This window comes from Sphaerisporangium rufum, assembly GCF_016863395.1.
GTDB classification, from domain to species: domain Bacteria; phylum Actinomycetota; class Actinomycetes; order Streptosporangiales; family Streptosporangiaceae; genus Sphaerisporangium; species Sphaerisporangium rufum.
Window position 1 is genome coordinate 100,452 of the sequence record NZ_BOOU01000024.1, and the last position, 23,122, is coordinate 123,573.

Annotated in this window: 20 protein-coding genes and 1 CRISPR repeat array (1 of these 21 running past the window's edge); of the genes, 12 read left to right on the plus strand and 8 right to left on the minus strand. The window is 75.0% G+C overall.

The features are described from left to right. Positions 1 to 145: direct repeats of the CRISPR family, unit length 30 nt (it extends 285 nt beyond the left edge of the window). Between the two features lie 64 nt (positions 146 to 209). Together Sru01_RS08235 and Sru01_RS08240 are read left to right on the plus strand one after the other, a co-directional pair. After that, complete coding sequence (locus Sru01_RS08235) at positions 210 to 368, plus strand: hypothetical protein (RefSeq protein ID WP_203983283.1); 159 nt, start codon at positions 210 to 212, stop codon at positions 366 to 368. 297 nt (positions 369 to 665) lie between these two features. After that, positions 666 to 2,009, plus strand: coding sequence for a pectate lyase family protein (locus tag Sru01_RS08240; protein ID WP_239137109.1), 1,344 nt, complete (start codon positions 666 to 668; stop codon positions 2,007 to 2,009). A 154-nt stretch (positions 2,010 to 2,163) separates the two neighbouring features. On the opposite strand, the gene Sru01_RS08245 is transcribed toward Sru01_RS08240, so the two are convergent. After that, positions 2,164 to 2,988, minus strand: a complete 825-nt coding sequence (locus Sru01_RS08245; RefSeq protein ID WP_203983284.1) for an SAM-dependent methyltransferase — start codon at positions 2,986 to 2,988, stop codon at positions 2,164 to 2,166. Positions 2,989 to 3,250: 262 nt separating this feature from the next. On the opposite strand from Sru01_RS08245, the gene Sru01_RS08250 reads away from it, so the two are divergent. Beyond that, on the plus strand, positions 3,251 to 4,855 hold the full coding sequence (locus Sru01_RS08250) for an RICIN domain-containing protein (RefSeq protein ID WP_203983285.1): 1,605 nt from the start codon (positions 3,251 to 3,253) through the stop codon (positions 4,853 to 4,855). Between the two features lie 201 nt (positions 4,856 to 5,056). Here the strand turns inward: Sru01_RS08250 and Sru01_RS08255 are convergent, their stop codons facing one another. Beyond that, positions 5,057 to 7,330, minus strand: coding sequence for a glycoside hydrolase family 9 protein (locus tag Sru01_RS08255; protein ID WP_203983286.1), 2,274 nt, complete (start codon positions 7,328 to 7,330; stop codon positions 5,057 to 5,059). Positions 7,331 to 7,498: 168 nt separating this feature from the next. Between Sru01_RS08255 and Sru01_RS08260 the strand changes: the two genes are divergently transcribed. The 4 genes from Sru01_RS08260 (at position 7,499) to Sru01_RS08275 (ending at position 10,900) form a co-directional block, all read left to right on the plus strand. Beyond that, positions 7,499 to 8,539: a LacI family DNA-binding transcriptional regulator gene (locus tag Sru01_RS08260; RefSeq protein ID WP_239137111.1), complete on the plus strand. Its 1,041-nt coding sequence runs from the start codon at positions 7,499 to 7,501 to the stop codon at positions 8,537 to 8,539. A gap of 258 nt (positions 8,540 to 8,797) precedes the next feature. Further along, positions 8,798 to 9,472 carry a Rab family GTPase gene (locus Sru01_RS08265; RefSeq protein WP_203983287.1) on the plus strand — a complete coding sequence of 225 codons (675 nt, stop codon included), beginning with the start codon at positions 8,798 to 8,800 and terminating at the stop codon, positions 9,470 to 9,472. After that, positions 9,469 to 10,062 (plus strand): hypothetical protein, encoded by a 594-nt coding sequence (locus tag Sru01_RS08270; protein WP_203983288.1) that lies wholly within the window; start codon positions 9,469 to 9,471, stop codon positions 10,060 to 10,062. The genes Sru01_RS08265 and Sru01_RS08270 overlap by 4 nt, the downstream gene beginning before the upstream one ends. Position 10,063: 1 nt before the next feature. Beyond that, complete coding sequence (locus Sru01_RS08275; RefSeq protein ID WP_203983289.1) at positions 10,064 to 10,900, plus strand: hypothetical protein; 837 nt, start codon at positions 10,064 to 10,066, stop codon at positions 10,898 to 10,900. A 247-nt stretch (positions 10,901 to 11,147) separates the two neighbouring features. Here the strand turns inward: Sru01_RS08275 and Sru01_RS08280 are convergent, their stop codons facing one another. The 3 genes from Sru01_RS08280 to Sru01_RS08290 form a co-directional block, all read right to left on the minus strand. Beyond that, positions 11,148 to 11,771, minus strand: coding sequence for an SSI family serine proteinase inhibitor (locus Sru01_RS08280; RefSeq protein ID WP_203983290.1), 624 nt, complete (start codon positions 11,769 to 11,771; stop codon positions 11,148 to 11,150). Positions 11,772 to 11,911: 140 nt separating this feature from the next. Beyond that, a complete protein-coding gene (locus Sru01_RS08285) occupies positions 11,912 to 12,883 on the minus strand; it encodes a lytic transglycosylase domain-containing protein (protein WP_203983291.1) in 972 nt (323 codons plus the stop codon). A gap of 157 nt (positions 12,884 to 13,040) precedes the next feature. Then, positions 13,041 to 14,024: a LacI family DNA-binding transcriptional regulator gene (locus tag Sru01_RS08290; protein WP_203983292.1), complete on the minus strand. Its 984-nt coding sequence runs from the start codon at positions 14,022 to 14,024 to the stop codon at positions 13,041 to 13,043. A 122-nt stretch (positions 14,025 to 14,146) separates the two neighbouring features. On the opposite strand from Sru01_RS08290, the gene Sru01_RS08295 reads away from it, so the two are divergent. From Sru01_RS08295 to Sru01_RS08305, 3 genes are all read left to right on the plus strand, one after another. Beyond that, the gene (locus tag Sru01_RS08295; RefSeq protein WP_203983293.1) at positions 14,147 to 15,421 is read left to right on the plus strand and encodes an MFS transporter; all 1,275 of its coding nucleotides are present in this window, start codon (positions 14,147 to 14,149) and stop codon (positions 15,419 to 15,421) included. Then, on the plus strand, positions 15,418 to 17,886 hold the full coding sequence (locus tag Sru01_RS08300; protein ID WP_239137113.1) for a beta-glucosidase: 2,469 nt from the start codon (positions 15,418 to 15,420) through the stop codon (positions 17,884 to 17,886). Before Sru01_RS08295 ends, Sru01_RS08300 begins: the two co-directional genes overlap by 4 nt. Before the next feature lie 552 nt (positions 17,887 to 18,438). After that, complete coding sequence (locus Sru01_RS08305) at positions 18,439 to 18,945, plus strand: anthrone oxygenase family protein (protein ID WP_203983294.1); 507 nt, start codon at positions 18,439 to 18,441, stop codon at positions 18,943 to 18,945. Between the two features lie 23 nt (positions 18,946 to 18,968). On the opposite strand, the gene Sru01_RS08310 is transcribed toward Sru01_RS08305, so the two are convergent. From Sru01_RS08310 to Sru01_RS35420, 3 genes are read right to left on the minus strand one after another with little or no spacing between them, the layout of a single operon-like run. After that, positions 18,969 to 19,688: a YqjF family protein gene (locus tag Sru01_RS08310; protein WP_203983295.1), complete on the minus strand. Its 720-nt coding sequence runs from the start codon at positions 19,686 to 19,688 to the stop codon at positions 18,969 to 18,971. Positions 19,689 to 19,716: 28 nt separating this feature from the next. Beyond that, positions 19,717 to 21,231, minus strand: coding sequence for a bifunctional aminoglycoside phosphotransferase/ATP-binding protein (locus tag Sru01_RS08315; protein WP_239137115.1), 1,515 nt, complete (start codon positions 21,229 to 21,231; stop codon positions 19,717 to 19,719). Next, the gene (locus tag Sru01_RS35420) at positions 21,218 to 21,472 is read right to left on the minus strand and encodes a hypothetical protein (protein WP_239137117.1); all 255 of its coding nucleotides are present in this window, start codon (positions 21,470 to 21,472) and stop codon (positions 21,218 to 21,220) included. The genes Sru01_RS08315 and Sru01_RS35420 overlap by 14 nt, the downstream gene beginning before the upstream one ends. Before the next feature lie 213 nt (positions 21,473 to 21,685). On the opposite strand from Sru01_RS35420, the gene Sru01_RS08320 reads away from it, so the two are divergent. Both Sru01_RS08320 and Sru01_RS08325 read left to right on the plus strand, forming a co-directional pair. After that, the gene (locus Sru01_RS08320; RefSeq protein WP_203983297.1) at positions 21,686 to 22,105 is read left to right on the plus strand and encodes a CBS domain-containing protein; all 420 of its coding nucleotides are present in this window, start codon (positions 21,686 to 21,688) and stop codon (positions 22,103 to 22,105) included. Positions 22,106 to 22,142: 37 nt separating this feature from the next. Then, entirely contained in the window at positions 22,143 to 23,120 is a 978-nt protein-coding gene (locus tag Sru01_RS08325; RefSeq protein ID WP_203983298.1) for a ribose-phosphate diphosphokinase, read from the plus strand. Positions 23,121 to 23,122 lie beyond the last annotated feature (2 nt).

The following is a 23,122-nucleotide window of genomic DNA, read 5'->3' on the forward strand; positions in this document are numbered from 1 at the left end:
GGGGTCGCAACTACGACAGCTCGCCGGCCGCGACGCGCGTCTTGAGCTGCGTCCTCATCGCCCCTACGAGGGGTCGCAGCTTCCAGAGCGTCCCCTTGGGCTGCAGTATGTTCCAGTCTTCATCGCTCCTACGAGGGGTCAAAATTCTGCTGCCGTCCGGCTCGTTGGCTAGATCCAATTGTCGGTGAGGGCTGCCAGGATGGGGGACCATGATGGACACCTGCTCCGGGCGGACCGATGTCGCGTCCGTGCACGTCGGCGCGGACGACAACCTGCTCGTCGTCCCGCACATTCTGCCCCTGCGGGTGCCGCGTGAGGCGTTGACGCTGACCGTCGCCGAATGGTTGGGCATTACGCACACCCCGTGAAAGCGGGCGTCCCGCAGGGCATGGCTGGTCGGCCGTGCCGGGGCACCGGCGGCGGGGGCTGAAATTTACAAATGGCGGTTCGGTGGTCTCGGGCTGCTACCAGGGCGAATGCTGCCCGGCTGAAGGGTTCGCGGCTCTTACGTTAAGGCGTTGTTGACCGGTTAACCGGAGATGCCCGTACTTTCGTGGCGAATCCTTACGCGAGGCCGATCGGTCGCCGTCCCGGGGCCGGCGGAGAGACTCCGCAATGTCCGGTGCCGTCCGGTCCCGCATGCCCTCCTGGAAGGGGAGTCAGGCATGGCATCGAGCAAGCAGGGCCGGTCGATCCTGGCGGCGGCCGCCGCGATGGTGGCGGCCACGGCCGGGGTCGTGGCGGCGACGTCCGGGGCGGCGACGGCCGCCGCGGGCTGCGCGGTGAAGTACACGATCGGCTCGCAGTGGGCCGGCGGGTTCACCGCGAGCATCGACATCACAAATCTCGGGGACGCGGTGTCGAGCTGGCGGCTGGGCTGGTCCTTCGGCGCCGGGCAGCAGGTGACCAGCGGCTGGAACGCGAGCTTCACCCAGAGCGGCGCGGCGGTGACCGCCACCAACGTCTCCTATAACGGGTCCCTCGGCACCGGTGCGAGCGTGTCGATCGGGTTCCAAGGGAGCTGGAGCTCGGCCAACCCGGTGCCTGCGGCGTTCACCCTGAACGGGGTGGCCTGCACCGGTGACGTCGGCGGCCCCGGCCCGACGCAGTCCCCGACCCAGTCGCCCACCCAGACGCCCACGCACGGTCCCACCCCGCCGCCACCGCCGAGCGGCCTGGTCGGCTGGGCGACGCAGAACGGCGGGACCACCGGCGGTGGCGGCGCCGGCACCGTGACGGTGAACAACGCCTCGGCGCTGACCTCGGCCATCCAGGGGACCAACGCCTCGGTGGTGCAGGTGTCCGGCACGATCTCGTGTTCGGGCATGCTGAAGGTGGGGTCGAACAAGACCATCGTCGGCGCCTCCGGGGCGGCGATCGTCGGCTGCGGGCTGAACGTGAACCAGGCGTCGAACGTCATCATCCGGAACCTGAACTTCCGGAACTGGGACGACGACGCGATCAACGTGCAGTACTCGAAGAACGTGTGGATCGACCACAACACGCTGTCCAACGGGTACGACGGCGCCGTCGACGTCAAGCGCGGCAGCGACTACGTCACCGTGTCGTGGAACAAGGTGTTCAGCCACAACAAGACGATGCTGCTCGGCCACGACGACGGCAACGGTAGCGAGGACCGCGGGCACCTGCGGGTGACGTACCACCACAACTGGTTCGACGGCACCACCCAGCGGCACCCGCGGGTGCGGTTCGGCAACCCGGTGCACGTGTTCAACAACTACTACTACAACAACAGCGGGTACGGCGTGGCGTCCACGATGGAGGCCGGCGTGCTGGTCGAGGGTAACTACTTCGAGAACGTCAAGGACCCCTACCACCGGGGTGAGGGCGACTCGCCGGGCGGCAGCCTGGTGGCCCGGGACAACTACAAGGTGAACTCCGGGGCCGGCGACACGGGCGGCAGCGTCGCGTCCATTCCGTACTCGTACACGCTGGACAGCGCTTCCAGCGTGAAGTCCGTCGTGACGGGCGGCGCCGGCGCGCGCTGATCCCGTCGCGTCACCGACTCCCAGGGCGGTTCCGGCGCCGGAGCATCCGGCGCCGGAACCGGGCGCGCACCTGGCCGGGCCGGGCGTGCGCAGCCGGCCGGCCGCGCCGGGTCAGGCCGGCCGGGGCGGGCGGTGGCCGTTTCGGTGTCCGGGGCTAGGGCTTGCGGGCGAGGCCGCCGGCGCAGGCGATGTCGCGGGGGGTGTCCCAGGGGTCGGGGCGCCAGTGGGTCACCGGGACGACGCCGGGGTCCACCAGGTCGAAGCCGGTGAAGTAGCCGGCGATCAGCTCCGGGCTGCGCGGGGTGTAGGGGGTGACGCCCTTGCGGGCGTTGTGCGTGCTCAGGGCCTGGACGTAGTCGGGGTCGGTGTCGCTGCCGTCGTACAGCGCCAGGTAGCTGCCGGACGGCAGCGCGGCCATCAGCCGGTCCACGACCGAGCGCGCCTCGTCGTAGTCGGGGACGAGCCCGAGGATGCCCATCAGCATGAGCGCGGTGGGCCGGGTGAAGTCCAGCGTGCGGGCCGCCTCGCGCAGGATGAGCTCGGGGTCGCGGACGTCGGCCTCGATGTAGTCGGTCGCGCCCTGCGGGGTGCTGGTGAGCAGCGCCTGGGCGTGCACCAGCACCAGCGGGTCGTTGTCGACGTAGACGATCCGCGACTCGGGCGCCACCCGCTGGGCTACCTCGTGGGTGTTGTCGACGGTGGGCAGGCCGGTGCCGATGTCGAGAAACTGCCGGATGCCCGCCTCCTCGGCCAGGTGGCGCACGCAGCGGCGCAGCATGTGCCGGGAGTGCAGCGCGACGTCGGCCATGCCGGGGAAGATCTCGCGGATCCGGTCGCCGGCCTGCCGGTCGGCGGGGTAGTTGTCCTTGCCGCCGAGCATGTAGTTCCAGATCCGCGCCGAGTGCGGCACCGAGGTGTCGATCTCCACCGGCCCGGCACCGCCGGACGCCGGGCGCGGGACGGACAAGTCGTCGGCCATTGGGTCTCCTCGCCTGGGTGATGGTCGGAAGGCTATCCCGGGGGACCGCGCCCGCGGCAGGTGCGCCGGGTGGTTGATCGATTGAAAGTTTCCGGTGCGGCCCGCGATGGCGGGGGCCGCCCCGATGGTGAGGTGCGGGATCGCACCACAGGTCGGGACGGGGCGATAAGGCGCTTGACGGGCGGAGAGGTGGTGTCTACGGTCGGGCAACGTTCATGAGGATGAATGCGATTCACATACATGAACAGGAGGAGCCCTGACCATGGCAGGAACCAGGAGGGCGGCCACGCGGTTCGGCGCGGTGCTGGCCGGTGGCGTGCTGCTGGCCGCCGGAGCGGTGGCGGCGTCCTTGCCGGCGTCCGCCGCGGTGCCGGTGGCCGGCGGGAGCTACCGGCTGGTCAACGCGGCCAGCGGCCTGTGCGCCGCGGTGCCGGGTGGCAGCACCGGGGACGCGGTCCAGCTGGTGCAGGACGCCTGCTCCGGCGCCGCCGGGCAGACCTTCACCCTGGCCGCGGTGAGCGGCGGCTACCGGCTGGTGGCCGCGCACAGCGGCAGGTGCCTCGGGGTCAGGGACGCCAGCACCTCGGCGGGCAAGGCGGTCCAGCAGGAGGCCTGCACCGGTGCCGCGTCCCAGACCTGGACGTTGACCGCGTCCGGGGAGCGGTATCGGGTGGTGAACGCCAACGGCGGCAAGTGCCTGAACGTCAAGGACGGCTCCACCGCGGCCGGAGCGCTGCTCCAGCAGAACTCGTGCGACTCGGTGACCAGCAAGCTGTGGGCCTTCGAGACCGGGAGCGGCCCGGGGCCGACGCCGACGCCCACCCCGACCGGCCCGAACCTGACGCCCACCCCGGTACCTACGCCGACGTCCACGCCGACCAGCCCGCCGGGCAGCGCGAGCGGCCTGGTCGGGTTCGCCACGACGAGCGGGTACGGCCGGACCGGCACCAACGGCGGGGCGGGCGGGCCGACCGTGACCGTCGCCAGTTACGCGCAGCTGGCGGCGGCGGTCGCCGACGACGCGCCGCGGATCGTCAAGGTGTCCGGCACGATCACCGGCACCGGAGCCGAGATGCTGGACGTCGGGTCGAACAAGACCATCATCGGGGTAGGTACGAACGCCACGATCAGCGGATTCGGGTTCGACGTGAACGGCTGGGGACCGGACGAGGTGGCCTGGGGCGGTGACATCTGCGATCCGGCGGAGCGGGACCGGTTCACCCATACGCAGAACGTGATCATCCGGAATCTGAGTTTCCGTAACTCGCCGGACGACTCGGTCAACATGCAGTGCTACTCGCACCACGTGTGGGTGGACCACAACACCTTCTACCCGGCCGGTGACGGCTCGGTGGACATCAAGCGGGGCTCGGACCTGGCCACGGTGTCCTACAACCGGTACGTCGGCACCGACAAGTCGATGCTGCTCGGCCACAGCGACGGCAACGCCGCGCAGGACACCGGCTACCTGAACGTCACTTACCACCACAACTGGTTCGACGGGTCGAACACCCGGCACCCCCGGGTGCGGTTCGGGTACGCGCACGGGTACGCCAACTACGTGAGCGTCACCGACTACTTCCTCGGCCTGGGCGTCGGCGGCCGGATCTACGCCGAGAGCAACTACGTGAAGGGCGCCAAGACCATCACCGAGGACTTCGGTGACACCCGGCTGACCTGGGCGTCCAGCAACTACTACAACATCGCCACGATCACCCGGGCGAACTCCAGCGGCAGCACCATGAGCGACTGGCTGCGCGCGGACGGCTCGGTCTCGCGTCCGTCGTACAGCTACTCGGCCGGATCCGCCTCGGCCACCCCGCCGGCCGCCGGCGCCGGGGTCGGCGGCGCGGACATCGTGCCCTGACAGGCCCGGCACCGGGGCGCGCGGGCCCGGCACCACCCGCGCGGCCCCGGCGCCGACGACGCCGGATCCCGCCGGCACCCGGTGAGCGGAAGGTCGAGCGCACGGCGGTGGACCTGGTGAGCTCCGGGTCGGGAACGGCGGAGGGCGCCGGGGAAGTCCGGCGCCCTCCTTCGCGTGCCCGGGAGCACGCGCCCGGGTGGTTCAGCCGGCCGTGCAGGTGACCGGGGACGGGGTGGTGTTGCTACCGGTCGAGGATCCGTTGAAGCCGAACGAGGCGGTGGCCCCGGCGCCGAGCGAGCCGTTCCAGGACAGGTTGGTGGCCCGGACGGTGGCGCCGCTGACGGTGTGCGAGGCGTTCCACAGCTGGGTGATGGTCTGGCCGCTGGGGAAGGTCCAGGTGACCGTCCAGCCGTTGATGGGGGCCGAGCCGGTGTTCTTCACCGTGACGGTCGCGCCGAAGCCGCCCGGCCACTGGCTGGTGACGGCGTAGGTGGCGGTGCACCCCTGGTCACCGGGGGTCGGGGTGGGCGTGGGCGTCGGGGTCGGCGTCGGCGTGGGGGTCGGAGTGGGAGTGGGAGTAGGCGTCGGAGTCGGAGTCGGCGTGGGAGTAGGCGTCGGGGTCGGGGTGGGGGTCGGCGTGGGGGTGGGGCCGCCGGCCTTCTCGGCGGTCCAGGCGCTCACCCAGGCCAGCGCCGCGTTCCAGTTGATCGCGACCTCGTTCACCGAGTAGGCGCCGATGTCGTCGAGGTAGCACTTCTGCGGCCGGCAGCCGCCCAGCTGGGCCTGGACGACCGGGTCCTGCAGGGCGCTGTTGGGGCCGCCGGCCAGCGCGCCGGGCGGGGCGATGGGCAGCGAGCCGTCGGACTGGTTGGCCCAGAACCGGTGGTGCACGTTGCGCGCGGGCAGGTCGCCGTACCCGGTGACGTACGAGCGGCCGAGCGGGTTGCGGCCCAGCGCGTAGGCCATGGTCTCGAACACCCCGGCACGGAACCGGGCCTGCTGGGAGAAGTCGTAGGCGAGGGCGAGCACCACCGCGTTGTTCATGACCGCGTTGTTGGAGCCCCAGACGTACCCGCCGCCGGTCGGCGCGTACGGCACCGGGTAGCCCTGGCCGCGCATCGAGCTGAGCAGCGAGTCGGCGGCGCTGACGAACCGGTCGCGCAGCGCCGGGCCGATGGACGAGGTGAGGCCGTTGGGCACCAGGGCGAGGGTGATGTCGCCGAGCGGGGCGACCTCCGGCCAGGACGGGCCGTCGCCGGTGAAGCTCTTGCCGTAGTAGAGCGGCGAGCCGGTGAGGTCGGTGCGGTAGTTCTGCTTGCCGGTGGTGGCGTACAGCTCGGCGGCGGCCCAGTAGAACTCGTCGGTGAGCTTGTTGTCGGAGTAGGCGCCGCCGCCCTGGTCGTCGTTGGCCGGCGCGATCATGGACGGGTTGGCCTTGGCCGCGGCGTAGGCCTTCTCGGCCGCGGTGAGGCAGCGGTTCGCGAACGTCGCGTCGATGCCGGTCCAGACCCGGGCGCACTGCGCGGCGGACGCTGCGAGGTTCAGCGTGGCGGCGGTGGACGGGGTGGACAGCACCCGGGGCTGCGGGTCCTGCTCGGGCCGCATCGGCAGCCCGGTCCACGCCTGGTCGGTGATCTTGGTGTGCACCATGCCCGCGTTCTGCCGGCCGTCCGGCACCTGCATCTTGAGCATGAAGTCGATTTCCCAGCGGGCCTCGTCCAGCACGTCGGGCACGCCGTTGGCCCGCTCGGGGATGGCCATGGTGCCGTCGCCGAACGCCGCCGGGCTCGCCCCGGCCGCGTACTTGGCGCGCTCGTAGATGTTGACGAGCTGCCAGGCGGACATGCCGCCGTTGACGACGTACTTGCCGTGGTCGCCGGCGTCGTACCAGCCGCCGCGCACGTCCAGCGTGTAGCCGCAGCTGGTCCGGCAGGGAACGCTGTTGTCACCGCGGTTGGGCGAGACGTTCACGTGGCCGGCGGGCCGGGCGTACTGGTTCCCCACGTACTGCGAGCTGATCGCGATGCCGCTGCGCTGGTGGTAGAAGAACGCCAGCGCGTCGAAGGGCAGCTTCTTCCAGGCGTCGGTGCCGATGTCGAAGGGCCGGCTGGACTCGTTGCCCACGGTGAGCACGTAGTTGGTGCCGGTCCCGGTGTACCCGGAGAAGTCGATCTTGTGGACGCTGTCGCCGGACGGCGAGTCCTGGCCGAACACGGTGGTGGTGCCGCTGGCCACCACCTGGTCGGACCCGTTCAGCAGGGTCCAGGCCAGCGGGGACCCGCTGTTGCTGATCACCGTGGCCTGCTTGGCCTCGGCGGGGGCGTAGGCGACCTGGTTGACCTTGATGTTCTGGCCGAGCGGCGGCCGGGCCGCGGCCTGGGCGCCGTGCGCCGCGCCCACCGCGAACGATGCGGCGGCGACGGCGAGCGCCAGTGACACCACCGTGCGGCGGCGGGGCCGCCTTGGTGACTGCATGATGTGAACCTCCGACGTCTGCTGGTGGCGGCATCATGGGGCCGCGCGACCGGCCGGAGACAGGCCCGGAACACCGGGCGGGGAAACGTCGCAGCTCACCCCGGTGCGCCGGACGAACGGTTCTGAATATTTCAGGAACGGTTCGCGGGTCTGCGTAGACTGCGCACCGTGACCGTCCCCGACCCGACCGCGCGGACGGCCCGCCGCCGCCGCGATATCACCGTCGCCCGGATCGCCGAGATGGCCGGCGTCTCCCCGCCCACCGTGTCCAAGGTGATCAACGGCCATGCCGGGGTGTCCACCGCGACCCGGCGGCGGATCGAGGAGCTGATCAGGGAGCACGGCTGGCAGCGGCGCCCGGAGCGGGCCGAGCCGGCGACCATGGTCGAGCTGCTCTTCCGGGCGCTGGACAGCCTGTGGGCCCTGGAGATCATCCAGGGTGTGGAGGAGACGGTGCGCGAGGCCGGCATGACGGTCGCGCTCACCGACATGCGCGGCGGGCACACCCCGAACCGCGAGTGGGTGGACCGGGTGCTCACCCGGCGCCCGGCCGGGGTGATCGCGGTGTCGGCCATGCTGAGCGAGCGGGACCACGAGCGGCTGGCCAGCCGGGCCATCCCGGTGGTGGCCGTCGACCCGTACGGCGAGCCGGACCATCACATGCCCTCGGTCGGCGCGACCAACTGGAACGGCGGCCTGCTGGCCACCCGCCACCTGCTGGAGCTGGGCCACCGCCGGATCGCCATGATCAACGGACCGGGAGAGTTGCTGTGCTGCCGGGCCCGGCAGGACGGCTACCGGTCGGCGATGGAGGCCGCGGGCGTCCCGGTCGAGCCGGCGCTGCTGCGCCGCCGCCCGCTCTACGTGGAGGGCGGCCGGGCGGCGGCGGTGGAGCTGCTGGCGCTGCCCGACCCGCCGACCGCGGTGTTCGCGGCGAACGATCTGCAGGCGCTCGGCGCCTACCAGGCGGCGCTGCGGGCCGGCCTGCGGGTGCCGGAGGACCTGAGCGTGGTGGGCTTCGACGACGTGTCGCTCGCGCGGTGGGCCGACCCGCCGATGACCACGGTGCGGCAGCCGCTGGCGAAGATGGGCGCCGCCGCGGCCGGTCTGGTGCTGGCCATGGCCGCCGGGGAGCGGCCCGAGCACGACCGGGTCGAGCTGGCCTGCGGCCTGGTGGTCCGGGCCAGCACCGCGCCGCCGGCCCGCTGACCAGGCCCGCTGCCCCGGCCCGCCGGCCGGTCCCGCCGGGACCGGTGAACGGACCTGGCGCACGGGTCCGGCACGCCGCCCTGGAGCCTGCGGTCTACGCGGGGATCCGTCCCGCTCATCTGGTGGACGGACGCGGCGGGCGGACCGGCCGGATCCACCGGGCGCGGCCGGCCGGAATCTCATCTTTCGACGAGGTGGCGCGGCGGCGGCGCGGGTTGGCTGGTGGCACGCACACCGGTCGAAGGAGGGAGTCCGACGGTGTATGGGATCCTCGCCGCGGCCGTGGTCGCGGGCGCGGGCGCGATCGGCACCGCGCTGTTCGTGCGGAAGGTCCGCCGGCCCATGAAGATCATCGTGCTGGGGCAGGCGCTGACCGGGAAGACGACGCTGCTCAACACCTGGATGGGCAACTGGTCGGCGAACTTCCCGCGCACCAGCCTCAACCCCGAGACGGTCCGCACGATCAAGGTGGAGACCGGGGAGAAGACGCTGCTGGTGAACAAGAAGTTCATCTTCCGCAACGGCGTGGACATCTCCGGCCGCGACGAGACGATGTTCAACTTCCGCACCGACGTCAAGGCGGCCAAGGCGATCATCTACCTGGTGGACGCCAACCACCTGTACGCCGAGGAGCGGCGCCCGCCGGAGCACGGGCACGCCGACGAGTGGGTGCGGATCATCGACGACGGTTACCGGATCAAGCGCTACGGCCGGGAGGCGGACCGGGTGGTGCTGGTCGTGACGCACACCGACCAGGACCCCCGGCACGCGTCCCTCGGCCCGGAGGAGTACCAGGCGCAGGTGTGGCAGCAGCTCAAAGAGGTGATCGACGCGATCGGCGCCCCCGGCCGGACCCGGGTGGTGGCGGGCAGCCTGGCCACCCGGCCGGCCGCCGAGGAGCTGGCCGAGAGCGTCGTGCGGAGCCTGCTGTGAGCGGGCGCGGCGCCCGGCTACGGCTGGTCTACGCCGAGTACGAGAGCGGCCGGCCGCCGTACGCCTGGCTGGACGGGCGCGAGCTGCCGCCGGGCGAGCAGCTGGCGGCGCACCGGCTGGTCGGGCACTTCGCCCGGGCGGGGGAGCGGTCCCTGCTGCGGAAGATCACCACCGCCGGGCGGTACCGCACCGCGCGCGGCCGGTACGGGACGGCGGTGCGCACCAACGACGACCTGCTGCTGCAGACCTCCTGGGGCGTCCGGCACGCCGATGGCGGCCACCAGGGCGTGCTGCTGGTGCTGTCCGGGGCCGGGGACGGGGCCGGGGACGGGGCCGGGAACAGGGCCGGGAGCAGGGCCGGGAGCAGGGCCGGGGCCGGGTGGGCCGCCCCGGTCGCCGCGCGGGCCGGCCGGCTGCTGGCCGGCGCCGGCATCCACGCCGACGAGGGGCTGCTCGCCGAAGCCCTGGAGGGGAGCTGGGCCGAGCTGGCCCGCCCGTTTCCCGTCCGCCGGCTCGCCGGATGGTTCGCCCGGTTCCGCGCGGCGGTTCGCGATGCCGGCCGGCGTCCCGCCCTGGGGGGAGGAGACTGACATGCGCGTTCCCCGCCGGCTCGCCGACCGGCTGATCGTGGTGTCCCGCGAGGACTACGTGCGGGCGATGGACGACCGGGGCTCGTCGCTGGACGACGAGCACGTCACGATCGTCCCGGTCCCGCTGCTCGGCCGGTGGCACGAGTTTGCCGGCCTGCGCGGCGCCCGGCTCGGCGCCGGCGGCGCCTACCTGCGCGACCCGGCCGACCCGGGGCGGTTCCTGACGCTGGCCGAGGCGTTCCAGCAGGAGGCCCGGGCGAACGGCGACCTGTTCCTGCGGGTCTGCGGGCTGCTCGGCGCGGTGAAGGTCACCTCGCTGGAGTCCGGGTCGCACCTGGGCAAGGACTCCACCAAGAACACCTTCCACGCCGGAACGGGGCAGGACGCCGCGGCCGGGCCGGACGCCGGGCGGGTGCGGGCCGGGCTCACCCGGGATGTGTCGGCCACCTTCACCCGGGACGTCCGGCAGGAGCTGGTGTACCTGCTGGAGACGGCCGGCGAGTGGCCGGGCGGCGAGCCGGACATCGCCGAGGCGCGCGCGGCGGTCGAGGGCCGGTCCGGCGCGGTCGCCGGGGACCTGCGCGAGCTGATCGACCTGCGTGCCGCGCCGGGGAACCGGATCGACCGCTGGTCGCGGCGGGTGGATTTCCTCAGCGAGCTGGACCGGGACCTGACCTTCCTGCTGGACGCGGCGGCCCGGCTGGAGCTGGCCGCCGGGCCGGAGTCGGCGTCCGCCGGGGTGAAGCTGAGCAACGCCTTCGAGCGCACCCGGTCCGAGCGCCGGCAGGCCAAGGTCTCGGTCGAGGTCTGGTTCACCCGCCCCGCCCCGCCCGGCTGAAGGGCCGCCCCGGCCGGTCGGGTACCCGGCGCGGCCAGGGGCCGGCCGTGACCCGCCGTAGGTGATCCGCTGTGGCGGGCCAGAGCCGGCGCGGCCGCCGTCCGGGAGCGGTGGTGAGCCTGGTGCCCGGCCGCCCGGGAACAGAGCGTGATCTTGAGCCGGTCCACGCCGGCCGGGGCGGTCCGGGCGGCCGCCACCGGGGGAGCAGATGGTGATCTCGAGCGGCGTCGTGCCGCCCGGGGCGGGGTCAGCCGCCCGCCGGCCGGGGGAGGGGGAGTTCCCGGGCAGGCACGATGTCTTTCATGATCGCGTACATCCGGCAGGGGTTGCCGAACACGCGTTCTCCGCTGACCGGTCTGCCGCCCCACCGGCCCATGACCCACGCCCGGGACGGATCGTAATCTTCGGGGCAGACGAGGTTCGCCGGTACCGGCAGCAGGCCGATGTCGCCGCGCACCGCGCCGAGTTTCGCGCAGGCGGCGCGCGGGGCGACCGGGGGAACGGCCGGATCGCAGTTCAGGTAGGTGACGTAGACCGGCGGCCATTCCAGGCCGCCGCCGTTCACGCCGAGGGTGACCCAGTAGCGCGACAGGGCGGGCGGCGCGGCGCGGGGGCCGGGCGGTGGGGCGGGGGATGCCGGTCGGTGGCGGGGGGCGTCACCGGCCGGCGCGGCCGGCCGGCCGGCATGGGAATCGCCGGGGTGGGCGGCGCGCGTCGTGGCCCGGGGCGGCGGTACCCGGTCGTGGCCGGCGGCCGGCGGGCGGTCCGCCGGCGGGCCCGCGCTCGCCGGTCCGGCGAGCGGAGCCGAAGCGTGGCCGGTCAGCGCGGCCGCGCACAGCGCCGCGCCGGCCAGCCGTGCGGTGCCGGCCACCTCATTCCCCTTCGCCTCGGACCGGAACTCTGCCAGCTACGGCCCGGCGGCCTCCAGCGGACGCGCCGGGGCGGCGGTCCGGCTCCCCGCGGTGGCCGAGCGCGGGAGGAGCGGAACCCCCGGTGGCCGGGGCGTCCGGGTCAGGGGCCGGTGAGGCGGCGCTCGCCGGTGGTGGTGAGGACGAAGACCTGCCAGTTGTAGTAGGCGTAGTAGTTGCGCACGTCCCGCTTGATCTGCCGGGCGTGCGCCAGGATGGCGTTCACATAGGCGTCGGAGGGGTTGTAGGCGTGCAGCGCCCGCCGGTAGTCGCGCGGGGCGCCGGAGGCGCGCAGGTAGTTCGCGGCCCCCATCACCGCGTCGCCCGGGTCGTGGATGTCACCGCCGAGGCCGTAGGCCTTCCAGGTGGCGGGCAGGAACTGCATGGGGCCCTGGGCGCCGGCGTGGCTGGCGGACTTCACCCGGGCGAACTTGGTCTCGTCGAACATGACCGCGGCCAGCACCTCCCACTCGACGCCGAACCGGCGCTCGGCCTTCTTGAAGTGGCCGAGCAGGGTGGCGGCGGGCGGCGGCTCCTGGGTCTTGAACGGGACGCCCTTCTTGACCGGGCGGGCCAGCGAGATGATCTCGCGGATGGCGGTGACGTCGTCCTTCGCCGCGGCGGCGAGCCGGTCCGGCAGCCGGGCGAACGCCTTGCGGGCGAGCTCGGGGTGGTAGGCGGCGTGCCGGTAGATGCGCTGCTGGTACAGGGCGAGCAGCACCACCGGTTCCGGCGGGCGGCCCTTGGCGCCGCCGTCGCCGCCGGTCCAGTCGTCGATGGCCCGGTACAGCCGGGCGGTGGTGGTCTTCAGCGCGGCGGCCAGCTTCGCCGGGTCCTGCGGGATCTTCTCCTCCGGGTCGGGAAGACCGGCCTGCTCGGTGGTGCTCGCCGCCGGGGTGGCCGACGGCGGCGCGGACGTGGCGGCCGTGGTGCCGGTGGCGCCCTCTCCGCCGGACGAGGGTGGCGCGGCGGCCGGCGCGCCGCCGCAGCCGGTCGCCAGGACGGCCGCGACCAGCAGCGCGGCGGCCGGCGTGGCGTGCGGCCGGAGCCGGGCGGCCGGGGTGTGGTCCTCCATAGCGCTCCAACCTACCGTCGCGGCCGGGTCGTGCCCGTCCTCCGGGCGGCTGCCGCGCGCCGGGCGGTGATCGGACGGCGCGTCCCGGCGGTCAGGGCGCCCGATCGGCCAGGGCGTCCCGGCCGCCAGGGCGCGCGGACGACTCCGCCGCAGGTGGTCACACCGAGCCGCGGACGGTGACGGCGAGCATCTCGGTGGCCGGCCGGTGCGGGACCGGTCCGTCGGCCAGCGCGGCGGCCAGCGCTTCGTACAGGTAGCGGCTGAGGGTCGCCGGGTGGGTGGCGATGGTGGTCAGCGGCGGGGAGACCGCGGCGGCCAGCGGGACGTCGTCCACCCCGATGACCGCCAGCTCGCCGGGCACCGCGACGCCGAGGCGGTGCGCGCCGGACAGCACGGCGATCGCCACCTCGTCGTTGTAGGCGCAGACGGCGGTGACCGGGGCGGGCCCGGCCCGCCAGCCGGCCACCGCCTCGGCGGCCGCGGCGACCTCCAGCGGGACGGTGGCCACCTGGGGGAGGTCCAGGCCGAGCTCGGCGCAGGCGAACCGGGCGCCTTCCAGCCGGTCGCCGGCCATCGGCGCCAGCCGCGGGTCGTCGGGCAGCGCGAAGCCCAGCCGGGTGTGGCCGGCCAGCACCAGGTGGTCGACCTGGAGCCGCCCGATGCGCTGCATCATGACCGGGACGGCGCCGTCCAGGTCGTCCGGCGGGTCGACGAACGGGGTGACCACCGGGATGCCGGCCCGGCGCAGCGGCGCCAGCTCCTCGTCCCAGGCCCGGTCGAAGGCGATCACCGCGGCCGGGGTGACCACCCCCCACAGCGCGGAGACCGGTTCGTCGCGCCCGGGGTGCATGTGCACCAGGAGGGTGAGGCCGTCCTCGGCCAGCAGGGCGGTGAGGTGCTCGGTGACGGCGTTGACCACCGGGCCGCCGGGCAACTGGGAGAGCAGCATCACCACGATGCTGGTGCGCCCGCTGCGCAGCGCGCGGGCCGGGGCGTAGGGGGTGTAGCCGAGGCGTTCGGCGGCGGCGAGCACCTTGGCCCGGGTCGCCGCGGTGATGCTCTGGCCGGGGGTGTTGTTCAGGACGAACCCGACGGTGGCGCGGGATACGCCGGTCGCCTTGGCGACGTCGGTGGCCGTCACGCGCCGTGGTCTGCCGCACACGTGATCTCGGTGCTCCTCTTGCTGTTGCTCGTACTCGCCGTTACCTTACTAGCACGTGCTAGTACTAGCACGTGCTAGTGGTCCGGCAGCCGAGGAGCCCGATGACCGACACGCTTTCCACCCCGGACGAGGCCCGCGCCGCCGGCGGCCCGGCCGGGGAGCCGCCCCCGGTGGGCCCCGGCTTCGTGGCCGCCTACGCCGCCGCGCACGCCGGCCTGTGGATCGCGGTGCTCACCCCGATCGTCGTCACCATGGCCGTGCGCGTCCAGCAGCTGGCCGGCCCGGACGCCGCCGCCACCCAGGGCCTGGTCCTCGGCACCGGCGCGGTGCTCGCCCTGGTCACAAACCCGGTCTTCGGCGCGCTCAGCGACCGCACCACCTCCCGGTTCGGCCGGCGCCGCCCGTGGGTCCTGGCCGGCGCGCTGGCCGGCGCCGCCGGGCTGGCGGTGGTGGCGGTCGCGCCGGGCGTCGGCGGCCTGCTGGCCGGCTGGTGCCTGGCCCAGCTCGGCTTCAACGCCATGCTGGCCGCGCTCACCGCGGTGCTGGCCGACCGGGTGCCCGCCCGGCAGCGCGGCACGGTCTCCGGCGCGGTGGGCGTGACGGTGCCGGTCGCGCTGGTCTGCGGCACCTTCCTGGTCCAGGCGACCGCCGGGTCCACCGCGTGGATGTTCCTGGCGCCCGCCGCGCTCGCCGTCGCCGGCGCGGTGGTGTTCGCCGCGGTGTTGCGGGAACGCCGGCCGGCGCCCGCCCGCCCCGGCGGCCCGCGCCGCCCGGCCCGCCGGCCCTGGTCGGGCCCCTGGCGGCACCCGGACTTCACCTGGGCCTGGGTGAGCCGGTTCCTGCTGTTCATGGGCATCGCCCTGCTGGCCACCTTCCAGGCGTTCTACCTGGTCGACCACCTCGGCCGGTCCATCGCCGAGGTGCCCCGGCTGATCTTCTGGTCCACCCTGGTGACGTCCGCCGCGGTCATCCTGGCCGGCCTGGTCGCCGGCCGGGTCTCCGACCTCACCGGGCGGCGCAAGATCTTTGTGCTGGTCTCGGCCCTGGTGTACGGCGCCGGGCTGCTGGTCATCGCCGCGGCGCCGTCGTTCGGCGTCTTCCTGGCCGGCGCCGCGATCACCGGGCTCGGCCAGGGCGTCTACCTGGCGGTGGACCTGGCCCTGGTGGCCGACGTGCTGCCCGACCGGGAGACCGGCGCCGCCCGGAACATGGGGGTCCTCAACATCGCCACCGCGCTCCCGCAGTCGCTGGCGCCGGCGATCGCCCCGGTGATCCTGGCCGCCGCCGGCGGCAGCTACCCCGTCCTGTTCCTGGTGGCCGGGCTGCTCGCCATGCTCGGCTCGGCCGCCATCGCCCCGGTGCGGGGGGTGCGGTGATCAGGGACGGCGCGGCGGCGCCCGCCGACCGGCAGGCGCCGGCCGCCCGGCCGATCGACGACCCGGTGGCCCGGCTGGACCTGGACCGCAAGGTCCGGCTGCTCACCGGCGCCGACCTGTGGCGGCTGCACGGCGAGCCGGCCGCCGGCCTGCGGCCGATGGTGGTGTCGGACGGCCCGGCCGGCGTGCGCGGCGAGCGGTGGGACGACCGCGACCCGTCGATCAACGTGCCCTCGCCGACCGCGCTCGCCGCCACCTGGGACGAGGGGCGGCTCGCCGAGATCGGCCTGCTGCTGGCCGCCGAGGCGCGGCGCAAGGGCGTGGACGTGCTGCTCGCGCCCGCGGTGAACATCCAGCGCTCCCCTTACAGCGGGCGGCACTTCGAGTGCTTCAGCGAGGACCCGCTGCTCACCGCCCGGATGGGCGCCGCCCTGGTCCGCGGCGTGCAGTCCGGCGGCGTCGCGGCGACCGTCAAGCACTTCGTGGGCAACGACTCCGAGACCGGCCGGATGGGCTACGACGCGCGCATCGACGAGCGGACGCTGCGCGAGGTCTACCTGCTGCCCTTCGAGGTCATCGTCCGGGAGGCGGGCGCCTGGGCGGTGATGGCGTCCTACAACTCGGTCAACGGCGACCCGATGACCGAGAGCCCGCTGCTGCGCGAGGTGCTCCAGCGGGAGTGGGGCTTCGACGGGCTGACCATGTCGGACTGGTTCGCCACCCGCAGCACCGAGGCCACCGCCGCGGCCGGCCTCGACCTGGCGATGCCCGGACCGCACGGCCCGTGGGGGGAGGCGCTGGCCGCGGCGGTACGGGCCGGCGCGATCCACGAGGCCGTGGTGGACGACAAGGTGCGCCGGCTGCTGCGGCTGGCCGCCCGGGTCGGGGCGCTGGCCGGCCACCCCGCGCCGCCCGCACCCCCGGTGCCCGGCCCGGCCCGGGTGGCGGCGACGCTGCGCGCGGCCGCGGCGGCCTCGTTCGTGCTGGCCGCCAACGACGGCCTGCTTCCGCTGCCGGCCGGCTCGCTGCGCCGGGTGGCGCTGCTCGGCGCCCACGCCGCGGCGCCGCGCGCGCTGGGCGGCGGCTCGGCCACCGTCTTCCCGCACTACACCGTCTCGCCGCTGGACGGGCTGCGCGCCGCGTTGCCCGGGGCGGAGATCGTGCACGAGGCCGGCGTCCGGGTGTCGGACCGGCTGCCGGTGGCCGGCCCGCCGCACCTGCGGCGCCCGGACGGCGCGCCGGGGGCGACCGTCCGCTTCCTGTCCGCCACCGGCGCGGCGCTCGGCGCCGAGGACCGGGACACCGGCCTGTTCACCTGGCTGAACCACTACGGCACCCCGCGGGACCGGGAGGTCGCCGCGGTGGAGGTCACCACGCTCGTCCAGGCCGGGCCGGCCGGCACCTACACGGTGGGCTTCTCCGGCCTCGGCCGCTACCGGCTGGCGGTGAACGGCGCCGAGGTGGCCGACACCGTGCTGGCGGTCCCGCCGGGCACCGACATGCTCCGCGCGGTGATGGTCCCGCCGCAGCACGGGCACCGGGTCCACCTCGGCGCCGGCGAGCGGATGGAGGTCCGGCTGCGGCACGACGTGGCGGCCGGCGGCCCCGGCACGGTGTTCGGGTTGAACCTGGCCACCCCCGACGACGGCGATGACGCGGCCATCGAGCGGGCGGTCGCCGCGGCCCGGGCGGCCGAGCTGGCCGTCGTCGTGGTCGGCACCACCGAGGAACTGGAGTGCGAGGGGCTCGACCGCGACACCCTGGCGCTGCCCGGCCGGCAGGACGAGCTGGTCGCGCGGGTCGCGGCGGCCAACCCGCGCACCGTCGCCGTCGTCAACGCCGGCGCCCCGGTGCTGCTGCCCTGGGCGGAGAAGGTGGCCGCGGTGCTGCTCACCTGGTTCCCCGGGCAGGAGTTCGGCCACGCGCTCGGCGACGTGCTGACCGGCCGGGCCGAACCGGGCGGCCGGCTGCCCATGACCTGGCCGGCCGGCGAGCAAGGCCTGGCCGGCACCGTGCCGGTGGACGGGGTGCTGCGCTACGCCGAGGGGCTGCGGGTGGGATACCGGGACGGCCGGACCGGCCGCTACCCGTTCGGCCACGGCCTGGGGTACACCACCTGGGCGTTCGGCGCCGCCGCGGCGGCCGCCGCGCCGGGCGGAGGGGCGGTGGTGAGCGTGCCGGTGCGCAACACCGGTGATCGGCCGGGCCGGCAGGTGGTCCAGGTGTACCTCGACCGGGCCGGCGGCTCGGTCGACCGTCCGGTGCGCTGGCTGGCCGGCTTCGGCACGGTGCACGCCGGACCGGGCGAGGAGGTCACCGTCCGGGTGGAACTGCCCCGGCGCGCCTTCGCGCACTGGGACACCGGCGCCGGGGCCTGGGCCGTGGAACCCGGCCGGTACGGCGTGGAGGTGGGGGCCTCCAGCGCCGACCTGCCGTCACGGGCGGAGTTCCACCATGGCGGCTGACCTCCCCAGGCCGGTGGCCAGGGTCCGCGACCGGCCGGGCCGGCGGCCGGCGGCCAGGTCGGTCACCGGCCCGGCGGGCGGCCGGCGGGCGGCCGGCGGGGTTCACCTTCTTGGCCCATGTCATGAGCACCCCGCCCGCCCGGCAGTACGGCGTTCATCCGGCGGCCCGGCTCCACCCGGTGCCGGGCCGCCGCGCGGGCCGGCCGCCTACAGGGGCGGCGGCCGGCCCGCGCGCCCCCGGGGACCCGGCGGCGGCGGCCGCTCGCCGGCCCGGTCACCACGAAGCCGCTCGCCATCCCGGCCGGGATCCGGCCTGGCGAGATACGCAGGTCCTGCGGCGGCACCCGGTAGTCCGGCCGGGCCGGCCGCGGCACCGGGGCCCGCGGCGGCTCGACGGTGGTGACCCGCCGTCCGGAACGCGCCGTCCGGAACGGGAGGCGGCATCGCCGAATCAGGGGAATCGGGCCGCCCGAAGCGTGGCGCGGACCGGGCCGTTACCGGTTGGATAGACGCGCCGGGCGGCCCGCCCGGCCCTACCCCCGGGGAGAGGACATGCCGGACGCCGTGCCCGAGATCTCGCTGCTCGCCGCGGTGCTGGCCACCGGCCTGTCCGCCGGGCTGTTCCACGCCTTCTTCTACGCGATCATGCCCGCACTGCGCCGCACCGGCGACCACGCCTTCGTCACCGTGATGCAGCACATCAACCGGGTGATCCTCAACGCCTGGTTCGCCGCCTGCTTCGCCGGGGCGCCGCTGTTCAGCCTGGTGGCGGTGATCTCCCATCTAGGCGCGCCGTGGCGGCCGGTGCTGCCGTGGGCGGTGGCCGGCCTGGTGCTGAACGTGGCGATGGTCGCGGTGACCATCGCCGCCAACGTGCCGCGCAACGAGCGGCTGGACCGGGCCGGCGACCCGGACACGATCGCCGACCTGGCCGCGGTGCGGGCCGAGTTCGAGCGGCCCTGGGTGCGCTGGAACACCGTGCGGACCGCGCTGAACATCGCCGCCTTCGGCTGCCTCGCCTGGGCCCTGCTGCTGCACGGCCGCCTCACCGGCGGCTGAGGCGGCCGTGCGGCCGTGCGGCCTCAGACCGGGTGCCACCAGCCGATCCGGACCGCCACTCCGGCCGAGGCGTGCGCGACCGGCGGGTGGCCCGGCGCGGGCAGCCCCGCGGCGGCCAGCAGGTCCTGCTCCAGCCGGGTGACCCGGGCGTGCCGCAGCGGCCAGGGCGGGTGCGCCACCTCGGCGGTGGCCAGGCGCCCGGCGGCCAGGGTGAACAATCGATACCGCTCCACCAGGAAGACCGCGAACCCGTCCCGCTCGGCGGGCGCCAGCGGCGCGCCCAGCTCGACGTCGGCGTCGCAGCGCGCGCCCGCCGGGCCCGGCCACCGCCGCCGGCTCCGGTAGCGGACCCGGTCTTCGGCGGCGGTGACCGCCATCCGCGACCAGTGGTAGGGCAGCCGGTAGCCGGCCCGCCCGGCCGCCACGGCGGGCAGCCGGGCGGCGTCCAGCGAGAAGAACCACAACCCGTCCCGGCCGCGCCCGTCCCGCACGTAGGTGCGCACGTTCGTCTCGGGAAAGCTGGACAGCCACGGCAGCGCCGGCACGCCCGGGGCGCGCACCCCTTCCATCAGGAACAGGGTGAGACCGACGTAGGCGTGCCCGTCGAAGGTATCGGTGACCAGGCCGTCCGGAAGGAACGCCTGGACGGCCTCCGGCGGGTACCGGAAGTGCAGGAACGTCATCGCCGACCACCGCTGGTACATCACCGGGTGGTCGACCCGCTCACCTCGCACCGTCGTCATAATGCCGGTCTACCCCGGCGGCCGGCGGTCAGCCCGGCTCCAGCCGGGGGCGGCGGAAGCGGCGCGCCGGGGCGGGCAGCATGGCGTGCACGGCGGCCAGCGCCTGCTCGGCCGAATCATCGGCCGGGCCGGCGGTATCGATCTCCACCGCCTCCGGCCAGGGGTCGGCCCGGTCCGCCATCGCGGCCGCCACCTCGCGGTCGGCGTCGGAGATGCCGCCGGCGCGGCTGGCCAGCCGGCCGGCGGCCACCGGCGCCGGGACGGCGCAGCGCAGCGCCACCAGCTCGCTCGCGGTCTCCGCGGCCAGCCGGGCGGCGGCGGCCCGGTGCTCCGCGCCGGTCCACGACGCGTCGATCACCACCGACTCGCCCCGGCCGAGCAGCCGCCGGGCCCGGGACAGCAGCTCGGCGTAGGTGCGGCCGGTCCACTCCGGCCGGTACAGCCCCGCGCCGAACGGCGCCGCGGCCCGCTGCTCGGCCGGCCGGCCGGCGAGCTCCTTGCGGACCCGGTCGCTGCGCAGCACGGTGTACCCGAGCCGGTCGGCCAGCGCCCCGGCGAGCGTCGACTTCCCGGTGCCCGGCAGCCCGCCGACCAGGACGAGGGCGACGGTCCCGGCCCGCAGGTGTCCCAGGGCCAGGCCGGCCAGGTCGCGGGCCTTGCCGGCCGCCGCCGGATCACCCTGCGCGTGCCGCAGGCAGGCCACCTTGGCCCGGACGAAGGCCCGGTAGGCCACGTAGTGGTGCCACAGCGACGGCGGCGCCGGGTCGCCGGAGAACTCGGTGTACCAGCCGAGGAACGCCGCGGCGAGATCGGCGGCGCCCAGCCGTTCCAGGTCCATGGCGAGGAACGCGGCGTCGTCCAGGCCGTCCAGGTAGCGCAGCCGGTCGTCGAACTCCAGGCAGTCCAGCACCCGCGGCCCGTCCGGCAGGCAGAAGACGTCGGCGGCCAGCAGGTCGCCGTGCCCGTCCACCACCCGGCCCTCGGCGATCCGGGCGGCGAACAGCGGCTCGCGGCCGGCCAGGAAGCCCAGTGCCAGCCGCTCGGTCTCGCCGGTCGCCGCGGCGTCCAGCGGGCCGGCCGGCAGGCCGCGCAGCTGCGCGAAGCCCGCCGTCCAGCGGGCACGCAGCGCGGCCCGGGTGCCCTCCCGGTCGATCTCCGGCCGGTGCGCGGACCGGGCGTGCAGGCCCGCCAGCATCCGGGCCACCCGCCGCAGGTCGTCGCCCACCGGCCGGCCGGCCCGCACCAGCGTCGCCAGCCGCCGCGCGGCGGGCATCCGCCGCATGACCACCAGATGGTCGCGGACCTCGCCGTCCGGGCCGAGCACGTCGGCCACCCCCTCGTACACGTCCGGGGCCAGCCGCCGGTTCAGCTCCACCTCGCGCAGGCAGTTCGCCCGCCGGGCCTCCCGGGTGGTGAAGTCGAGGAAGCCCAGGTCCACCGGTTTCTTGACCTTGTAGGCGTGATCGCCGAGGAACACCACGACCGCGCTGTGCGTCTCGGCGAGTCCCGCGTAGGGCACGGCCGCCGCGTCAGCCTCGGTCACGCTGGGGCCGGACCAGGTCGGCGGCCAGCAGCAGCTCGTGCGCCAGCCGCGCGGCCTGCGCCGAGTGCGCCGCGCCCGCCTCCTCCAGCGGCCCGGACTCAAGGCCACGGGCCAGCACGGCGGTCGCCTCGGCGAGCGTGCGCACCTGCTGTTCCAGGCGGTCGACGCGGGCCTTGAGCATCGCCATCTCGCTCTCCATCGGATGCAGTTCCTCGGCCGAGACACCGGAGTCCGGGTGCATGGTCGCTCACCTCCGCCAAGAGTGCTCGCACTGCCCACCCTCCGGCGGCGGGGGCCGCCCGGCCCAGGGACTTCCGGCCCTGCCCGCCCGGCCGTTCGCCACCTCCCCCGGCCGGGTGATCGGCCAGGGTGAGGACCTTCGGCCCTACCTGGCCCGCCGGCGCCGTGCGCACGGTGAAGGAACCGAGACCGTTCGGGGGAGGGGAGTCCGATCGTGACCAGTGCACGGGACATCATGCACCCCGGCGTCAAGTGCGTCGGAGAACACGAGACCCTGGACCGGGCCGCGCGGATGATGCGCGAGCTGGACGTCGGGGCGTTGCCGGTGTGCGGCGAGGACGACCGGCTGCACGGCATCATCACCGACCGGGACATCGTCTGCAAGTGCATCGCCGAGGGCGGCGACCCGCGGCGGACGACCGCCGGGCAGCTGGCGCAGGGCACGCCGGTCACCGTGGAGGCGGACGTCGAGATCGACGAGGTGCTGCGGATGATGGAGGGCCACCGCGTCCGCCGGATGCCGGTGCTGGAGAACCGCCGGCTGGTCGGCATGATCAGCGAGGCGGACCTGGCCCGGAGCCTGCCGGAGGAGCGGGTCGGGCACTTCGTGGAGATGATCTGCGCGAGCCCGTGACCGGGCCGGCGGCCGGCACCGTCCCGGCGGCGCGGGGATGACCCTGCGGATCGTCGCCGGGACCGCGGCCCGCGCCCTGGCCGGCCGGGTCGCCGCGGCGCTCGGCGCCGGCCCCGCCGAGCCGGCGGTGCGGCGGTTTCCCGACGGCGAGTTGCGGCCCGCCGTCGGCGGGGTGCGCGGCGCGGACGTCTACGTCCTGCAGTCCACCGGGCCGCCGGTGAACGAGCACGTCGTCGAACTGCTGCTCCTGCTGGACGCCTGCCGGCGGGCCGGCGCCGGGCGGATCACCGCCGTCGTCCCCTACTTCGGGTACGCGCGGCAGGACCGCCGTACCCGGCCGGGGGAGGCGATCGGCTCTCAGGTGGTCGCCGGCGCGCTGGCCGGGGCCGGTGCGCAGCGGCTGGTCGTGGTGGATCCGCACACGCCCGGCCTGGAGGCGGCGTGCCCGGTGCCGACCGAGATGATCACCGCGGTCCCGGTGCTGGCCGCCGCGCTCGGCGAGCGGCTGCCCGGCGACGCGGTGGTCGTGGCCCCCGACCTCGGCGCGGTCAAGCTCGCCGAGCACTACGCCACCTCGCTCGGCCGGCCGGTGGCCGTGGTACGCAAGACCAGGCTGACCGGCACCAGCGTCGTCGCCGAGGAACTCGTGGGCGATGTGCGCGACCGCCCGGCCGTCATGGTGGACGACATGATCAGCACCGGCGGCACCATCGAGGCGGCGGTCAACGTGCTCCGCTCCTACGGTGCTCGGCCCGGCGTCGTGGTGGCCGCCGTGCACGGCGTGTTCGCCGGACCGGCCGCCGGCCGGCTGGCGGGATGCGCGCTCGGCGGCCTGCTGGTCACCGACAGCGTCGCCCAGATGGATGTCGCGTCGTCAGGCATCACATCGTCAGGCGCCGCGCCGATCGGCGGCCCGCCGCCGGCCGAGGTGCTGTCCATCGCGCCGCTGCTCGCCGACGCCATCGGGCGCCTGCACGGCGACCGGCCGCTGGACGACCTGCTCATGCGCGCCTGACC